Source organism: Microbacterium sp. UBA1097, from assembly GCF_002313585.1.
Lineage (GTDB): Bacteria > Actinomycetota > Actinomycetes > Actinomycetales > Microbacteriaceae > Microbacterium.
In genome coordinates this window covers 1-15,279 of sequence record NZ_DCBW01000059.1, presented here as the reverse complement: position 1 = coordinate 15,279, position 15,279 = coordinate 1, and the positions used below count along the sequence as shown (strand labels likewise).

Annotated in this window: 18 protein-coding genes; 10 read left to right on the top strand and 8 right to left on the bottom strand. The window is 66.4% G+C overall.

Annotated features, from left to right (window positions below; translation table 11 throughout):
* The 3 genes from B4F19_RS13755 to B4F19_RS13745 form a co-directional block, all read right to left on the bottom strand.
* A partial coding sequence (locus B4F19_RS13755; protein WP_292735712.1) for an alpha/beta fold hydrolase occupies positions 1 to 441 on the bottom strand: 441 nt, incomplete at its 3' end.
* Between the two features lie 69 nt (positions 442 to 510).
* Positions 511 to 1,146 carry a phosphoserine phosphatase SerB gene (serB, locus tag B4F19_RS13750; protein ID WP_228179051.1) on the bottom strand — a complete coding sequence of 212 codons (636 nt, stop codon included), beginning with the start codon at positions 1,144 to 1,146 and terminating at the stop codon, positions 511 to 513.
* 39 nt (positions 1,147 to 1,185) lie between these two features.
* Positions 1,186 to 2,427 carry a glucose-1-phosphate adenylyltransferase gene (locus tag B4F19_RS13745; RefSeq protein ID WP_228179052.1) on the bottom strand — a complete coding sequence of 414 codons (1,242 nt, stop codon included), beginning with the start codon at positions 2,425 to 2,427 and terminating at the stop codon, positions 1,186 to 1,188.
* A gap of 46 nt (positions 2,428 to 2,473) precedes the next feature.
* Here B4F19_RS13745 and glgA point away from each other — a divergent pair, with 46 nt between their 5' ends.
* The 4 genes from glgA to B4F19_RS13725 all read left to right on the top strand — a co-directional run bounded on the left by glgA (position 2,474) and on the right by B4F19_RS13725 (position 5,836).
* Positions 2,474 to 3,697: a glycogen synthase gene (gene glgA / locus B4F19_RS13740; RefSeq protein ID WP_292735709.1), complete on the top strand. Its 1,224-nt coding sequence runs from the start codon at positions 2,474 to 2,476 to the stop codon at positions 3,695 to 3,697.
* A 10-nt stretch (positions 3,698 to 3,707) separates the two neighbouring features.
* Complete coding sequence (locus B4F19_RS13735; protein WP_292728245.1) at positions 3,708 to 4,496, top strand: ABC transporter ATP-binding protein; 789 nt, start codon at positions 3,708 to 3,710, stop codon at positions 4,494 to 4,496.
* A gap of 86 nt (positions 4,497 to 4,582) precedes the next feature.
* The gene (locus B4F19_RS13730) at positions 4,583 to 4,840 is read left to right on the top strand and encodes a type B 50S ribosomal protein L31 (protein WP_292735706.1); all 258 of its coding nucleotides are present in this window, start codon (positions 4,583 to 4,585) and stop codon (positions 4,838 to 4,840) included.
* A 96-nt stretch (positions 4,841 to 4,936) separates the two neighbouring features.
* Positions 4,937 to 5,836 (top strand): alpha/beta fold hydrolase, encoded by a 900-nt coding sequence (locus tag B4F19_RS13725; RefSeq protein ID WP_292728273.1) that lies wholly within the window; start codon positions 4,937 to 4,939, stop codon positions 5,834 to 5,836.
* On the opposite strand, the gene B4F19_RS13720 is transcribed toward B4F19_RS13725, so the two are convergent.
* On the bottom strand, positions 5,796 to 6,350 hold the full coding sequence (locus B4F19_RS13720) for a CGNR zinc finger domain-containing protein (RefSeq protein ID WP_292728275.1): 555 nt from the start codon (positions 6,348 to 6,350) through the stop codon (positions 5,796 to 5,798). The genes B4F19_RS13725 and B4F19_RS13720 overlap by 41 nt on opposite strands.
* Before the next feature lie 88 nt (positions 6,351 to 6,438).
* On the opposite strand from B4F19_RS13720, the gene B4F19_RS13715 reads away from it, so the two are divergent.
* Positions 6,439 to 7,431, top strand: a complete 993-nt coding sequence (locus B4F19_RS13715; RefSeq protein ID WP_228179058.1) for an EamA family transporter — start codon at positions 6,439 to 6,441, stop codon at positions 7,429 to 7,431.
* On the opposite strand, the gene B4F19_RS13710 is transcribed toward B4F19_RS13715, so the two are convergent.
* The 3 genes from B4F19_RS13710 to B4F19_RS13700 all read right to left on the bottom strand — a co-directional run bounded on the left by B4F19_RS13710 (position 7,403) and on the right by B4F19_RS13700 (position 9,481).
* Complete coding sequence (locus B4F19_RS13710; RefSeq protein ID WP_228179059.1) at positions 7,403 to 7,876, bottom strand: Lrp/AsnC family transcriptional regulator; 474 nt, start codon at positions 7,874 to 7,876, stop codon at positions 7,403 to 7,405. The two genes, B4F19_RS13715 and B4F19_RS13710, sit on opposite strands and share 29 nt — an antisense overlap.
* A 115-nt stretch (positions 7,877 to 7,991) precedes the next feature.
* Positions 7,992 to 8,600, bottom strand: a complete 609-nt coding sequence (locus tag B4F19_RS13705; protein WP_292728278.1) for a histidine phosphatase family protein — start codon at positions 8,598 to 8,600, stop codon at positions 7,992 to 7,994.
* Entirely contained in the window at positions 8,597 to 9,481 is an 885-nt protein-coding gene (locus B4F19_RS13700; RefSeq protein ID WP_228179061.1) for a Sir2 family NAD-dependent protein deacetylase, read from the bottom strand. The genes B4F19_RS13705 and B4F19_RS13700 overlap by 4 nt, the downstream gene beginning before the upstream one ends.
* 101 nt (positions 9,482 to 9,582) lie before the next feature.
* Between B4F19_RS13700 and B4F19_RS13695 the strand changes: the two genes are divergently transcribed.
* Positions 9,583 to 10,395 (top strand): TrmH family RNA methyltransferase, encoded by an 813-nt coding sequence (locus tag B4F19_RS13695; protein ID WP_228179062.1) that lies wholly within the window; start codon positions 9,583 to 9,585, stop codon positions 10,393 to 10,395.
* Here the strand turns inward: B4F19_RS13695 and B4F19_RS13690 are convergent.
* Positions 10,370 to 11,218 carry an SGNH/GDSL hydrolase family protein gene (locus B4F19_RS13690; RefSeq protein ID WP_292728281.1) on the bottom strand — a complete coding sequence of 283 codons (849 nt, stop codon included), beginning with the start codon at positions 11,216 to 11,218 and terminating at the stop codon, positions 10,370 to 10,372. The two genes, B4F19_RS13695 and B4F19_RS13690, sit on opposite strands and share 26 nt — an antisense overlap.
* 71 nt (positions 11,219 to 11,289) lie before the next feature.
* On the opposite strand from B4F19_RS13690, the gene B4F19_RS13685 reads away from it, so the two are divergent.
* From B4F19_RS13685 to B4F19_RS13670, 4 genes are all read left to right on the top strand, one after another.
* Positions 11,290 to 13,137, top strand: a complete 1,848-nt coding sequence (locus B4F19_RS13685) for a DEAD/DEAH box helicase (protein WP_292735704.1) — start codon at positions 11,290 to 11,292, stop codon at positions 13,135 to 13,137.
* 97 nt (positions 13,138 to 13,234) lie between these two features.
* Positions 13,235 to 14,317: a VIT1/CCC1 transporter family protein gene (locus B4F19_RS13680; protein ID WP_292735701.1), complete on the top strand. Its 1,083-nt coding sequence runs from the start codon at positions 13,235 to 13,237 to the stop codon at positions 14,315 to 14,317.
* 64 nt (positions 14,318 to 14,381) lie between these two features.
* Positions 14,382 to 15,044, top strand: a complete 663-nt coding sequence (locus B4F19_RS13675) for a DsbA family oxidoreductase (protein WP_292735699.1) — start codon at positions 14,382 to 14,384, stop codon at positions 15,042 to 15,044.
* Positions 15,041 to 15,169, top strand: coding sequence for a hypothetical protein (locus tag B4F19_RS13670; RefSeq protein ID WP_292727509.1), 129 nt, complete (start codon positions 15,041 to 15,043; stop codon positions 15,167 to 15,169). Before B4F19_RS13675 ends, B4F19_RS13670 begins: the two co-directional genes overlap by 4 nt.
* Positions 15,170 to 15,279 lie beyond the last annotated feature (110 nt).

The window sequence follows — 15,279 nt, the reverse complement described above, 5'->3', positions numbered from 1 at the left end:
CAGGGCCCGCTGTGCCACCGCGACTCGCACCGCCTCGGAGAGGTCGCGGATCTCGCGCTCTTCGAACGTGTCCCATCCGGGGAAGGGCGCAACTCCGTCCACGATGGGGAACTCCCAAATCATCCCGCCAGGGGTCGGCGGAAGCGTGTCGACCAGGATCACGCGCCCCACACGATCCACACGCCGGTCTGCCGCACCCCACGCGACGTTGCCCCCGCCACTGTGACCGACGAGCACGACATCGCCGTCGAGCTGGTCGATCAGATCGACCACAGCACCCACCCACTCGGTGATGCCGATCTCTCCGGACCGGTCGGCCGGTTCGCCCACACCCGGAAGCGTCACGGAGCGCGGTTCGTGGCCTGCTTCGCGAAGCGCAGGAATGACGTCGTCCCACGATGACGCGTCCAGCCAGAGGCCGGGAATCAGGATGATGTGCATAGCGGCAACGCTAGCGCCGGCATCCGACACCGATCAGGACCCTGCCCGCGCTTCGCTCTCGGAGTGCTTTCAGCGGGGGAGGAGGGGGAGGATCTCGCGCAGGTCGACCGGGTCGACCACGACGTTGGCACGCTCACGGACTGCGGGCTTCGCGTTGAACGCCACGCCGAGGCCCGCCGTCGCCATCATTCGAAGGTCGTTGGCGCCATCGCCCACCGCGATCGTCTGCGCCAAGGCGAGGCCGAGTGAGCCCGCCCACTCCCGCAGGGTTGCGGCCTTGCCCTCAGCATCAACGATCTCGCCTTCTACGGTTCCACTCAGGGTGTCGTCCGAAGCGGCAAGGCGGTTCGCCCGCCAACGGTCCACCCCGAGCCTGGGCGCGACGTGATCGAGGACCTCGTGAAAACCGCCGGATACGACACCGACCACGCCGCCGCGCTCGTGGACGCCGGCGATGAACTCGGATGCGCCCAGTGTCGGCTCGACGCGCGCCAGCACGCGCTCGAACGCCTCCAGCGGTACTCCCGTCAGAGCGGCCACGCGGGTTCGCAGGCTCGCGGCGAAGTCAACCTCGCCGCGCATCGCTGCCTCCGTCGCGGCAGCGACCTCTGCGCCGCGACCCGCCTCATCGGCGATGAGCTCGATCACCTCATTACGCAGCAGCGTCGAATCGGCATCGAGAACGACAAGGAAGCGGGCTGGCATCACCCGACTACGCTACCGGCCCGGCCGGCGCGGCACGGATCAGCGTTCGACGACGACGCCTTTGCCGACGACGGTGATCCCGGAGTCCGTGACGGTGAATCCACGTTCGAGGTCATGAGCCCGGTCGACCCCGATCGTCGCGCCGTCGGCGACTACGACGTTCTTGTCGAGGATCGCGCGGTGGACGCGCGCACCCGGACCTACGCGCACGTAGTCGAACAGTACGGCATCAGTGATGGTCGATCCGCCGGCAGCGAGAGTCCACGGGCCGACGACGCTGCGTTCCAGGTGCGTTCCCGAGAGCACGGAACCGAGCGAGACCACCGAATCGATGGCGGTCCCGATCCTTCCGACCGAGTCGCGCACGAACTTCGCTGGCGGAGAGTTGACGGTCTGGGAGTGGATCGGCCAGTCGGTGTTGTAAAGGTTGAAGACCGGGAGCGTCGAGATCAGGTCCATGTGCGCGTCGAAGAACGAGTCGATCGTTCCGACGTCCCGCCAGTAGGACCTGTCCCGATCCGTGGATCCGGGAACATCGTTGAGCTTCATGTCGTAGACACTCGCCTCACCGCGGTTGACGAAGTACGGCACGATGTCGCCGCCCATGTCATGGTTCGATGTCGGGACTTCACCGTCGGCCTCGACTGCCTCGATCAGGGCATCCGTGTCGAAAATGTAGTTGCCCATCGACGCCAGGACCTCGTGTGGAGCATCAGCCAGACCGTTCGGATTCTGCGGCTTCTCGAGGAACTCGCGGATGCGCGTCGAGCCCGGTTCGACGTCGATGACGCCGAACTGGTTAGCGAGGCCGATCGGTTGACGGATGCCGGCAACAGTCGCCCGGGCACCCGACTCGATGTGGGCGTCGAGCATCTGGCGGAAGTCCATGCGATACACGTGGTCCGCGCCGATGACGATGACGATGTCGGGTTGTTCGTCGATGATGAGGTTCATCGACTGCAGGATCGCGTCGGCAGAGCCCGAGAACCAGCGCTTTCCGAGCCGCTGCTGAGCAGGCACCGAGGCGACGTAGGAACTCAGCATCGGCGACATCCGCCAGGTCTGCGAGATGTGGCGATCCAGGCTGTGGGACTTGTACTGCGTGAGTACGACGATCTGCCGAAGCCCCGAATTGATCAGGTTGGAGATCGCGAAGTCGATCAGCCGGTACTGGCCGCCGAAGGGAACCGCGGGCTTGGCGCGGTCGGCGGTCAGCGGCATCAGCCGCTTACCCTCTCCACCGGCGAGGACGATTCCAAAGATCTTGGGCGACGTAGCCATACCCCCACACTATGCCGCCCGGTGACCCTGTACTAGCGTTCGACACATGCGCGTCGACATCGTCACCAAGGAGTATCCGCCCGAGATCTATGGGGGCGCCGGTGTGCACGTCGCAGAGCTGGTCAAGGCGCTCCGCGCGCTTCCGGCGAGCGAGGCGCCTGGCGCCGCTCCGCTCGACGTTCAGGTGCGCGCCTTCGGCGCTGATCGCGACGAAGCTGGCACGACGTCGTACGTCACGCCGGCAGAGCTTCGGGGCGCGAACGCGGCGATACAGACGATGGGGACTGACCTGCTCATCGTCGACGATGTGGCAGGCGCCGCTGTCGTGCACTCCCACACGTGGTACGCCAACTTCGCCGGGCACGTGGCAGGGCTGCTCCACGGCATCCCCCACATCGTCACAGCACACAGCCTCGAGCCGCTCCGCCCATGGAAGGCCGAACAACTCGGCGGCGGATACGCGGTCTCGAGTGAGATCGAACGCACCGCGTACCACGGCGCAGCGGCGATCGTCGCGGTAAGCGAGGGCATGCGTGCCGACATCCTGCGCAGCTACCCCGACCTCGATCCGGCGACCGTCCGGGTCATCTACAACGGCATCGACACCGAGCAGTGGCATCCGGTCGAGGATGCCGAGACCCTCGCCGCGCTCGGCATCGATCCGACCCGACCATCGATCGTCTTCGTCGGGCGCATCACACGGCAGAAGGGTCTGCCGTATTTGCTGCGCGCGGCCGAGCGTTTGGACCCGGAGGTGCAGCTCATCCTGTGCGCCGGCGCCCCGGACACGCCCGAGATCCTCGCTGAGGTCGAGGGACTTGTTCGGGGGTTGCAGGAGACACGCGATGGGGTGGTCTGGATCGACCGCCACCTCAGCCGACACGAGCTCTGCGTGGCGCTGACCGCGGCGACGACCTTCGTATGCCCGTCGATCTACGAGCCCCTCGGCATTGTGAACCTTGAGGCCATGGCGTGCGGCGCAGCAGTCGTCGGCACCGCCACTGGCGGCATCCCGGAAGTCGTCGCCGACGGTGTGACGGGCAGGCTGGTTCCGATCGAACAGGTCACGGACGGCACCGGAACGCCACTGGATCCCGAGGCGTTCGTCGCCGACCTTGCCCGGGTTCTGGGCGAGGTCGTGAGCGATCGCGAGAGAGCGAAGGAGTACGGGCTAGCGGGTCGCAAGCGCGCGGTAACAGAGTTCAGCTGGCAGCGCATCGCGGAGCAAACCGCCGCGCTCTACGCCGAGGTGACACGCGGCGCCCGATAGGCTGGAACGCATGGCTCAGGTGCTCGAATTCTCCGACGTCGTCGTCCGCAGAAACGCCCGAGACATCATCGATCACATCGATTGGACAGTGTCCGAGGACGAGCGCTGGGTCGTGCTCGGCCCGAATGGCGCAGGGAAGACAACCCTGCTTGAGCTTTCGGCGTCGCTGCTTCACCCGACCTCGGGTCGCGTGAGCATCCTGGGGGAGCGGATCGGGCGTACCGACGTGTTCGAGCTGCGTCCGCGCGTCGGTTTCGCGTCCACATCGATGGCGCGTCGCATCCCGCCGGACGAGACAGTGCTGGATGTCGTGATGACCGCCGCTTACGCGGTGATGGGTCGCTGGCGCGAAGAGTACGACCAGGTCGACGTTCGCCGTGCGATGCGGGTGCTTGCCGAGTGGCAGCTCGATGATCTTGCAACGCGCACCTTCGGCACGCTCTCCGACGGCGAGCAGAAGCGCGTGCAGATCGCACGCTCGGTCATGACAGACCCCGAACTGCTGCTGCTGGACGAACCCACCGCGAGCTTGGACCTCGGCTCGCGCGAGGAACTTCTCACGCTCCTGAGCGGCTACGCCGCCGAGCCGACGACTCCCGCCATGGTCATGGTCACCCATCACGTGGAAGAGATCCCGGTGGGCTTCACCCACGTGCTGTTGTTGCGCGATGGCGCCGTCATCGCAGCGGGGCCACTGCGCGAGACACTCACGGAGGATGCGCTCAGCACCGCGTTCGGGGTGCCCATAGCCCTGCACGAGGAAGCCGGTCGATACGCTGCACGGGCGCGGACGTCGTGATCGGCATCCGCACGCGAACCTGGTAGACTCGTCCTTTGGTGCCAGCGCACCGCAGACTTTCTTTCCCCATCTCGGCAAGGAACCCCATGAAGACTGACATTCACCCCGACTACCAGGCTGTCGTGTTCCGCGACCTCGGTTCCGGCGAGACCTTCCTCACGCGTTCGACGGTCAGCAGCGACAAGACGATCGAGCTGGACGGCGTGGAGTACCCCGTCATCGACGTCGAAATCTCCTCCGCCTCGCACCCGTTCTACACCGGCAAGCAGCGCATCATGGACTCGGCAGGTCGCGTCGAGAAGTTCAACCAGCGCTTCAAGAACTTCGGCGGCTCGAGCAAGTAAGCACGAATCGCACACGACGAAGACCTCGCTTTCGAGCGGGGTCTTCGTCGTTTCTGTCAGCGTCGAAGGGGCGGGTGCGCTCAGTAGACTCGTCGGGTGCCCGCCCCGCATCCGTACGCCGCGCTTCTGGACGAGATTCCGGTCACCGGCCGTGAGGTGTCAGTGCTCGGCGGCACGACTGCGTACTGGGACTACGGACCGGCAGATGCGCCGGTCACCGTCGTCGCCGTTCATGGCTTCCGCGGCGAGCACCACGGGCTGGAGCCCGTCGTCGCTCACCTCCCGGGAATGCGCATCATCTCGCCCGATCTACCCGGCTTCGGTGACACGGCGCCGATCGCCGGGCGCAGGCATGACCTGTCGCTGTATGCCGAGTGGCTCGCCGAGTTCGTTTCTCGTGTCGCGCCGGGGGCGGTCATCCTCGGTCACTCTTTCGGCTCGATCGTGGTGGCTGCCGCCGTGGCCGCCGGGCTCGATACCCCGCGTGTCATCCTGGTGAATCCGATCGGCGCGCCCGCGCTGGAAGGGCCGCGGGGGATCCTCACCCGGCTCGCGGTCTTTTACTACTGGGCCGGCGCGCGGCTACCGAGCGGCGTCGGTACTGCGCTCCTGAGAAACGGTGCAGTCGTGCGGGTCATGAGCGTGTCAATGGCCAAGACGCGGGACCCTGAGTTGCGCCGGTTCATCCACGACCAGCACGACACGTACTTCTCGCGCTTCGCCGATCGTGATGTGCTGCACGATGCGTTTGTGGCCTCGGTCTCCCACGACGTCAGGGAATTCGCTTCCCGCATCACGCAGCCGACGTTGCTCATCGCGGCCGAGCGCGATGACATCACGCCGATCGAGGCGGAGCGCGAGCTCGCGCGCCTGTTCGCCAACGCCGCCCTCGTCGAGATCGCGGATGTCGGACACCTCATCCACTACGAAACGCCAGCGCCGGCCGCCGCTGCAATCAGGACGTTTCTTGGGCTCGACGAGCCCGATACGCGATGACATTCATGCGGTTGCCGCAGTTGCCGGTGTCGCAGTAGCGCTTCGAGCGGTTGCGGGAGAAATCGACCAGAACTCCTTCGCAGTCGTCAGCCTCACAGACCAGCATCCGATCGTACTCGTCCATGCGGATGACCTCCACGAACGCCATCGCTGTCTCGACCAGGATGCGTGTGGCCAGGGGCGCATCGTCATCCGACGCGTGCACGTGCCAGTCGTACTCGTCGTGGATCACGAGTTGGGGAAGCGCCTCACCGTCGCGGAGCATGGCATTGACGATCGGCACGGCACTCTCACGGTCGACTCCCCAGAGGGTGCGAAGACGAGACCGGATGGCGCGCACAGCCTCGTGCTCATCACGCGTGCGTGAAACCGTGCCGCTGTAGGGGTAGCGTGCGAGGAAGGCATCGTACTCGTCTGCGGTAGTAAGGGTGTCGTCGTCACCGCCGAGGGGCAGCGTGTTGACCAGGTCGACGGCCGCGCGCAGGGCCATCTCGGTGTCATGGATAAAAACCATGTTGACTCCTGACATGCCGAGGGCTACTGTTTCGTTCGTGACCAGTGTGTCACGAGTGTCACCCCCTTTCACTCCTGACAGGCCGCCCATGTCCGCTCCGACCGCTCCGGTCCCCGTGCTCACCGCTCCTGCGCGTCGGCACTCCTCGCTGGCGGGGCTCGCGATCGGACTGTTGTCCGCGCTGAGCTTCGCGTCCTCGGGGAGCTTCATGAAGCCCCTGATGGAGGCAGGATGGAGCCTGGGCGCGACCCTGTTGCTGCGCATGGGTGGAGCCGCCCTGATTCTCGCGCCCGTGCTGATTGTGACGATCCGTCGCCGGCCCGGCTTTCTTCGCAAGCACGGCCTGCTAATCGTGGCTTTCGGGCTCACCGGAGTGGCCGGTTGCCAGATCTTCTACTTCGCTGCCCTGCAACGGATGCCGGTGGCGATGGCCCTGCTCATCCAGTACTTGGCTCCGGTCTTGCTCGTCGGGCTCGCGTGGGTGCGCACCCGGCGAGCACCCTCCCGCCGCATTCTCGCGGGCTCGGTTCTCGCGATCGCGGGCCTCGTGCTCGTCGTCGACATTGCCGGGGCAAGCTTCGACCTGCTCGGCACCCTGCTCGCCTTGGGGGCAGCCGCCTGCACCGCCGCGTACTTTCTCATCGCCGAGAAGACCGGCGACGACATCCCGCCGCTCGCGCTAGCCTCGGGCGGTCTCATCACCGGCGCACTTCTGATGGGCGTGCTCGTGGGTACCGGCTTCTTGGCGTTCACGGCTCCGGACGTCGACGTCGTACTGGCCGGCGTCAGCCTTCCCTGGTACGTCCCCATCGCGTGGGTGATTGTCGTGGCAACTGCCGGAGGCTACGCGTTCGGGGTGCGAGCGGGATCGATGCTCGGTTCCCGCGTCGCGTCGTTCGTCGGGCTCACCGAGGTTCTGTTCGCGCTGCTCATTGCGTGGGTTGTGATCGCCGAGGTGCCGACCGTGATGCAGGCAGTCGGGGGAGCGATGATCTTGACGGGAGTGATCCTCGTGCGTTCCGATCCCGGCGAGGCCGCGAAGGAAGAGAAAGCTAGCGTTCCTCTCGTGCCAGCTCCATGAGTGGGCCCACCCGATAGCCGATCACTTCACCCATCGCCAGCGAGGTCTCGGTGCGCTCGACGCCCTCGATCGCGAGGATGCGGGCATCGGTATCGAACAGATGCTGGGTATCGCGGCACGCTACTCGGACGAGCAAATCCACGGTCCCGCTCAGGCCGTGCACCTGAACGATCTCGGGGATTCTCTCGAGTTCTGCTGTGATCCGTGGCAAGTCAGCCTGGCGGACCGTGACGTTGAGGAATGCCTCAATGGGAAAACCCAGAGCGGTGGGGGAGAGAGCCCGTTCGTACGAGAGGAAGACGCCTGCCTTGTCGAGCCTCGACATCCGCGCCTGCACGGTGTTCCGAGACAGACCGAGGCGATCCGACAGTGCCACCACGGTCGCGCGCGGGTCCGCCGCGAGCGCAGCCAGGAGCTCAAGGTCGACATGGTCAAGAGCGGTCATATCGCGGAAGGCTAGCATGTTGCTGATTCGCGGATTGCTCATGTTGCTCACAATGTCATCACGAAACTGAGCGAGCTGCGTAGCGCAGTCCGATGGGCGGATCGGTATGCCCAACCTATAGGGAGACTGCCGCCCCCGCGTAGTCGACCAAGGTGAGTCCATCGGGCGAGTACTGGAAGGTGTAGTCGGATCCGTTGGCAAGCCGCTCTTCGCGGGCAGGTAGCCTGCCGTCGCTCACGTGATGGATGACGGAACGGATGAGTGCGCCGTGAGTGACCACGAATACTCGCGTGAGATCGGGCTGAGCGGCAAGAGCGTCGGTGACGACGGCATCCAATGCCGCGAACGCCCGCAGCTGCAGCTGCTCCCGCGATTCCGCGCCGGGCACCTCGGCCGTGTACCAGTTGCCCCACCGCACGGCGAAATCATCGACCGTCAGCCCTTCGGCCTCGCCGTAGGCGCGCTCACGGAGCGCCGAGTACGCCAGCGGCGCCTCCGATCCCCACTGGTCAGCGATGATCTGCGCTGTCTCACGGGCGCGAGAGAGGTCGCTGCTGACGATGCGCGCAGCGGTCGGGTCTTCGAGTGCTCCGCGTAGCCGTTCGGCGGTCTGACGGGCTTGCGCTCGTCCAGTCTCGTTGAGGGGGATGTCGGTACTGCCCTGAATGAGCCGGGCGCGATTCCAGTCCGTCTCGCCATGACGGATGAGCGTGAGGTGGGTCACCTCTCGAGACTACTTGCCAGCTCTCGCTGACCGACTGGCGTCACCAATCCCTCGAGCAGCGCTGTGAGGGCCTCGGAGGTTCCACCGTCGATCTTCACGGTGGCGCGCCCGTCCGCTCGCGTCTGACCGCGGTTGATGATCACGATCGGGATTCGCCGGCGGCGCGCCCGTTCCAGCAGGCGGATGCCGGAGTTCACCACGAGAGAAGAGCCGGCGATGACGAGGGCTTCGCTGCCCAGGACGAGCTGCTCTGCCTCACGGAACTTCTCGGTCGGAATGTACTCGCCGAAGAAGACGACATCGGGTTTGAGGGTTCCCGTGCACACCGAGCAGTCCGGCACGATGAAACCGTCGGTACTTTCGGGCGTCACATCGCCATCGGGTCCAAGGGGCAGTTCGTGCGTCGTGACCAGCCAGGGGTTGTCACTCTCCACCCGTGAAGACAGATCCCGCCGGTCGAAGACCTGGCCGCAGCGGGTGCAGAACACGCGACGCATCGTGCCGTGCAGCTCAACCACGCGGCGGCTGCCGGCCCGCACGTGCAGACCGTCCACGTTCTGTGTGATCACCCCGGTGGCAACCCCGTGCTCTTCGAGTGTGGCGATGGCACGATGCCCCGCATTGGGTTCTGCCGAGGCGAAGCTGCGCCACCCGAGGTGGGAGCCGACCCAATAGCGCCGACGTGCGGCATCGCTGCCAAGAAACTGCTCGACGGTCATGGGGCGGCGCACCGGCGCACCCTTTCCGCGATAGTCCGGGATTCCCGAGTCGGTCGAAACGCCAGCACCGGTGAGGATCGTCATTGAGCGCCCGTCAAGGACGCGCAGCGCATGGGCGAGAGCTTCGGGAACGTCCGTGGCAGCGCCGTCGATGAGCGACATCCCTGCCTCCTCTGTCTCGCCTGGTTCAAGTTTAGGCATCCACGTTTTCCGGCATGTTTCGTGCTGCTGGGTCCGCACCGCACGAGTGAGAGGATCAAAGGATGCAGCGCGTCGACATCCTGGATGCCAACGACCCACGGCTGGAGGATTACCGCGATCTCACCGATGTCGCCCTGCGTCGACGCATCGAGCCCGCAGGGGGGCTGTATATCGCAGAATCCGCGAAGGTCATTGCCCGCGCGCTGGGTGCGGGTCATCGGCCGCGTTCGGTCCTGACCCAGCAGAAGTGGATCGATGATCTCGCCCCGCTGCTCGCGCAGCACCCGGACGTTCCGGTCTACGTCGTCGGTGCCGACCTCGCTGAGCGCCTCACAGGCTACGCCGTGCACCGTGGCGCTCTGGCGGCGATGCACCGGCCGGAGATGCCGCCGCTTCGAGACGTGCTGCGGGAGGCGAGACTCGTCGTTGTGCTCGAGGACATCGTCGATCACACCAACGTGGGGGCGATCTTCCGCGCCTGCGCAGGGCTGGGCGCCGATGCAGTGCTGGTGTCTGCGCGCTGTGCCGATCCGCTCTACCGGCGCAGCGTCCGAGTGAGCATGGGAACGGTCTTCCAAGTGCCGTGGACGCGCCTACCCGACTGGGACCAGACCCGCAGCATTCTGCACGAGGAAGGCTTCCAGATCGCCGCTCTTGCGCTGCGTGAGGACGCTGTTTCGCTCGACGACTTCGAGCCGACCTCCCGTGTGGCGCTTTTGCTTGGCGCCGAGGGCGACGGGCTCACACCGAAAGCTCTTGGCGTTGCTGACACTGTCGTGACCATCCCGATGGCGGGAGGCGTCGACTCACTGAACGTTGCCGCCGCGAGCGCTGTCGCGCTGTGGGCGCTCAGGCATCCTCTGTCGGCAGGCTGATCGCACCGGTGGTCGCGATCGGGAGCGGTTGAGGGCGCTTGGCTGTCAGGTTGTCGCCCGATGACTGGTGTCGCAGGCGCCGCAGGACCCACGGCACGAGGTGCGTGCGTGCCCAGACGAGATCTCCGGCACGCGCTTCGCGCCACGTGCGGGTCGGGAAGGGATCCGGCTGCATCGGCACGAGGTCGTTGGACACATTCAACGCACGCAAGACCATCCGCGCGACCTCGTGGTGACCCAGCGCGTTCAGGTGGAGTCTGTCGTCATCGAAGAACCGGGGATCTTGAATCTCTTTGAGCGACCACTGGTCGGCGACGATGCAGTCGTAGCGGTCTGCGATGGCGCGCAGGTTTTCGTTATAGATCGCGATCTTCCCGCGAAACGCGCGGAAGACGGGAGTGAAGCTCGTGTCGATGCCCGTGAAGATCACGACTGTCGCGCCGGTGCTGCTCAGACGCACGACCGCATCCTCGAACAACTGCGAGATCTCGTCAGGGTCGGTACCGGGCCGGATGACGTCGTTGCCCCCCGCGCAGAACGTGATCAGGTCGGGAGAAAGCTCGAGTGCCGGCTCGACCTGTTCGTCGACGATCTGGGCGATGAGTTTGCCGCGCACCGCGAGATTTGCGTATGCGAAGTCTTCTGACTGTGATCCCAGCACCTCAGCTACGCGATCGGCCCAGCCCAGGTGCGATCCGGGGTGGGTCGGGTCGGGGTCACCGATGCCTTCCGTGAACGAATCACCGAGCGCCACGAACCGTCGCCAGGGGTGAGGTTCGCTGTTCGCGATGAACGGAGTTCGGTGTTCGTCGGTGGCGGCCATGCTCTGTCCTCCTGGTCGTCTATCGTAGTCGGGCGGTCCGACGAGCGACCGATGTTTGTGGGAGGGGGAGCGTGCACGAGACAGCGCCGGTCCCGGCATCTGACCATCCCCGGGGGAGCTTCGCCGCCGAACACCTGTCGCCGTCCTACCCGCAGCGTGCACCCTGGGGAACGGCCGGGCGCCTCCGCGCGTGGCAGGCCGAAGCCCTCGACCGGTACTTCGACATGGACGGGCCCGACGGTCCCGGCGGTGGACCTCGCGACTTCCTCGCTGCCGCGACGCCCGGCGCCGGCAAGACGACCTTCGCACTGCGCCTTGCTACCGAGTTGCTGCGGCGCAACATCATCGACCGGGTCGTCGTGGTCGCCCCGACCGAGCATCTGAAGACCCAGTGGGCCGACGCTGCAGCCCGGGTCTCGCTGCGGCTTGACCCGCACTTCACGAATCGGCACACTCGCCCGGCCCGCCATTACCACGGGGTCGCGGTCACGTACGCGCAGGTCGCCACGAAGGCATCGGTGCATCGGGTGGTGACCGAGTCGGCCCGAACCCTCGTGATCCTCGACGAGGTGCACCACGGCGGGGATGCCCTCAGCTGGGGAGACGCCCTCCGCGAGGCCTTCGGACGTGCAACGCGGCGGCTGCTGCTGTCGGGTACGCCGTTCCGCAGCGACACGGCGCCCATCCCCTTCGTGGAGTACCACCCCACCGCCGACGGCATCCGGGTGTCTCGTACCGACTACGACTACGGGTATCGACGTGCGCTCGAAGACGGTGTCGTGCGTCCCGTGCTCTTTCTTGTCTACGCCGGCCACATGCGGTGGCGAACCCGCACCGGCGACGAGATGGAGGCCCAACTCGGGCAAGACAACACGAAAGACATCACGGCGCAGGCCTGGCGGACAGCTCTCGATCCCGGCGGCGAGTGGATTCCGGCAGTGCTGCGCTCCGCCGACCGCCGGCTCACCGAAGTGCGAGAGCACGTCCCGGATGCCGGTGGCCTCGTGATCGCCACCGACCAGACCGCCGCTCGGGCCTACGCGCAGATCCTGCAGGCAGTGACCGGTGAGGAGCCCACCGTCGTGCTGTCGGACGAGCCCGAGGCATCCGCGCGTATCGAGACCTTCGCCGCCGACACGACCCGGTGGATGGTCGCGGTACGAATGGTGTCTGAGGGCGTCGACGTGCCACGGCTTTCGGTCGGCGTCTACGCAACGTCGGCGTCCACCCCGCTGTTCTTCGCCCAGGCCATCGGGCGTTTCGTGCGCGCGCGACGCCGTGGCGAGACCGCGAGCATCTTTCTTCCGCACGTGCCGCCGCTTCTCGCTCTGGCGGGCGAACTCGAGCGGCAGCGCGATCACGCCCTCGATCGGCCGTCTGACGAGGACGGCGAGTGGTCGGCCGAAGATGACCTGCTCGCGGCGGCCGAGCGTGAGGATGCGACATCCGACGCGCTGACCGACGAGTTCGAGTACGCCGCGCTGGGTGCCATCGCCCATTTCGACCGCGTGCTGTTCGACGGCAAGGAGTTCGGACAGCTCGCCACCCCCGGAACGCCGGAAGAGGAGGAGTTCCTCGGCCTTCCCGGGCTACTCGAACCCGAACACGTGCACGATCTGCTGATGCAGCGGCAGGCGCGGCAAAGCCGTCACCGGCAGGCGCGCGAAGCAAAGGAGCGCGAAGTGGGGGCGACGGATGACGCGCCGCCCTCGCCGCCTCCAGCCCTGCACCGCACGCTGAAGGAACAACGGCAGCTGCTCAACAGCCTCGTGGGGCTCTATGCGAGACAGTCTGGTGAGCAACACGGCCACGTTCATGCCGAGCTTCGCCGCATCTGTGGCGGCCCCGCCGTCTCGCACGCAACTGTCGCGCAGCTCCAGGCGCGCATCGATGTGTTGCGTGCCCGAGTGAGGTCGTAGCCGGGATTCGGTGCTCCAAAATGCTGCGAATCCACGGATTCGGCATCGGGGGCCCGGTGGCGTCTCCTAGCCTGGGGAGGACCACAGAAGGAGCCCGATGAACGCCGAATCGACGGCTGGTGAGCGGCGGAGGTGGGCTCAGTACCTCGTGGACGAGCGCGCTGAAGCGCGCGTATACCGTGAGCTGGCTGCTCGCCGCACCGGCGAAGAGCGCGCGATCCTGGAAGCCCTCGCCGATGCCGAACGTCGGCACGAGTCGCACTGGCTGCAGTTGCTCGGGGGCGAGCCCAGTACGCTGCCGCGACCCCGCGTGTCGACTCGAATGCTTGCGTGGATGGCGCGTCACTTCGGTTCGATCTTCGTGCTCGCTCTCGCCCAAAACGCCGAAGCGCGCTCTCCCTACGACAGCGATCCGCATGCGACTTCGCAGATGGCGGCCGACGAGAAGATCCATCACGAGGTCGTGCGTGGGCTTGCGGCCCGCGGGCGACGGCGGCTGTCGGGGACGTTCCGAGCCGCGGTGTTCGGCGCGAACGACGGACTGGTTTCGAACCTCGCCCTGGTGATGGGAATCGGTGCGACCGGAGTCGCCCCGCAACTCGTGCTGTTCAGCGGTATCGCGGGCCTTCTCGCCGGTGCGCTGTCAATGGGTGCCGGCGAGTTCGTCTCGGTGCGATCCCAGCGCGAGCTGCTCGCGGCGACGCAGCCGAACGATTACGCCGACGAGGTGTTGTCGTTCCTCGACCTCGATGCGAACGAACTGGCTCTGGTGTTTCGCACGCGCGGGATGCCAGAGGAAGAGGCGCTAACGGCGGCGCGAGCGATCATCGGCGATGCTCAAACGGCGGGTCCCGGCGCTCTGGCCCGCGGAGGCGTGGCGGGCGCTGCCGAGGACGACGTCGTCGGAAGTGCGTGGGGCGCAGCGCTCTCCAGCTTCCTGTTCTTCGCATCCGGAGCGATCATCCCGGTGCTGCCGTGGATCTTCGGACTATCCGGACTCGCCGCAGTAGCGACAGCGCTGGCGCTCGTCGGTGTCGCGCTCCTGGCCACAGGGGCCACGGTGGGGCTGCTGTCCGGCGGTCCGCCCCTGAAGCGCGCGCTGCGACAGCTTGCGATCGGATTCGGTGCGGCAGCGGTGACCTACCTTCTGGGGCTGCTGTTCGGAGTGACGGTCGGCTGACCGCGAGCCCGCTTCCGCCGCTGCCGCCGGGAATAGTGTCGGGGATACCGCGGTTCGGTGTGACATGAGCGAGTCTTCTGCTGCCCCGATCAAGGTCGATGTCTGGTCCGATGTGCAGTGCCCCTGGTGCTACATCGGCAAGCGGCGCTTCGAGAAGGGCGTGGCGGCGTCCGGAGTACCCGTGGAGATCGAGTATCACTCCTTCGAGCTTGCCCCTGACACGCCTGTCGATTACGACGGGTCGCCGGTGCAGTACCTCTCCGAGCGCAAGGGGGTCTCGCCGGAGCAGGCCGCTCAGATGGTCGAGCGGGTGACGACGCTCGCTGCAGGCGAGGGGCTCGCCTACGACTACGACCACATCCATCAGACGAACACGATCAAGGCCCACGAACTCTTGCACTATGCGAAGGCGCACGGTCTGCAGGAAGAGATGAAGGAAGCGTTGCTGAAGGCATACTTCGTCGATGGCGGGCACGTCGGCCGGGTCGATGATCTCGCCGATCTCGCCGCCACGGTCGGGCTCGACCATGATGACGTCGTCCGCGCGCTCGAGTCCGGCCAGTACACCGCCGCGGTGAAGGCGGATGTCGCGCAAGCTGCCGCGTACGGCATCCAGGGTGTGCCCTTCTACGTATTCGACGGCAAGTACGGCGTTTCGGGGGCACAGGAGAGCGCGACCTTCGCTCAGGTGCTCGCCCAGGTGGCGTCGGAGCGGACTCCGGCATGAGCGGTTCGTCCCCGACCCAACAGGATGCTGCCCAGCCGTTCACCATGCTCGGTGGTGACGGGATCGTCTGCGAAGGCGATGTCTGCAACATCCCCGCCGCGGACAGCGAAACCGTAACGAGCTAGCGAAGCCCGGACAAACGAAAAAGGGCCCCTTTCGGGACCCACTTTCGTTTGTGCGCGAGGGGGGACTTGTCCCCACCGCCACTCCACGCGCCGCGCTGCGCAGCGCGCGG

What these genes read in the sequence shown, in the direction of transcription:
- serB (WP_228179051.1), bottom strand. Translation starts at nt 1,146, where the DNA reads ATGCCAGCCCGCTTCCTTGTCGTTCTCGATGCCGATTCGACGCTGCTG.
- B4F19_RS13745 (WP_228179052.1), bottom strand. Translation starts at nt 2,427, where the DNA reads ATGGCTACGTCGCCCAAGATCTTTGGAATCGTCCTCGCCGGTGGAGAG.
- glgA (WP_292735709.1), top strand. Translation starts at nt 2,474, where the DNA reads ATGCGCGTCGACATCGTCACCAAGGAGTATCCGCCCGAGATCTATGGG.
- B4F19_RS13735 (WP_292728245.1), top strand. Translation starts at nt 3,708, where the DNA reads ATGGCTCAGGTGCTCGAATTCTCCGACGTCGTCGTCCGCAGAAACGCC.
- B4F19_RS13730 (WP_292735706.1), top strand. Translation starts at nt 4,583, where the DNA reads ATGAAGACTGACATTCACCCCGACTACCAGGCTGTCGTGTTCCGCGAC.
- B4F19_RS13720 (WP_292728275.1), bottom strand. Translation starts at nt 6,350, where the DNA reads ATGGTTTTTATCCATGACACCGAGATGGCCCTGCGCGCGGCCGTCGAC.
- B4F19_RS13715 (WP_228179058.1), top strand. Translation starts at nt 6,439, where the DNA reads ATGTCCGCTCCGACCGCTCCGGTCCCCGTGCTCACCGCTCCTGCGCGT.
- B4F19_RS13710 (WP_228179059.1), bottom strand. Translation starts at nt 7,876, where the DNA reads ATGACCGCTCTTGACCATGTCGACCTTGAGCTCCTGGCTGCGCTCGCG.
- B4F19_RS13700 (WP_228179061.1), bottom strand. Translation starts at nt 9,481, where the DNA reads ATGTCGCTCATCGACGGCGCTGCCACGGACGTTCCCGAAGCTCTCGCC.
- B4F19_RS13695 (WP_228179062.1), top strand. Translation starts at nt 9,583, where the DNA reads ATGCAGCGCGTCGACATCCTGGATGCCAACGACCCACGGCTGGAGGAT.
- B4F19_RS13690 (WP_292728281.1), bottom strand. Translation starts at nt 11,218, where the DNA reads ATGGCCGCCACCGACGAACACCGAACTCCGTTCATCGCGAACAGCGAA.
- B4F19_RS13680 (WP_292735701.1), top strand. Translation starts at nt 13,235, where the DNA reads ATGAACGCCGAATCGACGGCTGGTGAGCGGCGGAGGTGGGCTCAGTAC.
- B4F19_RS13675 (WP_292735699.1), top strand. Translation starts at nt 14,382, where the DNA reads ATGAGCGAGTCTTCTGCTGCCCCGATCAAGGTCGATGTCTGGTCCGAT.
- B4F19_RS13670 (WP_292727509.1), top strand. Translation starts at nt 15,041, where the DNA reads ATGAGCGGTTCGTCCCCGACCCAACAGGATGCTGCCCAGCCGTTCACC.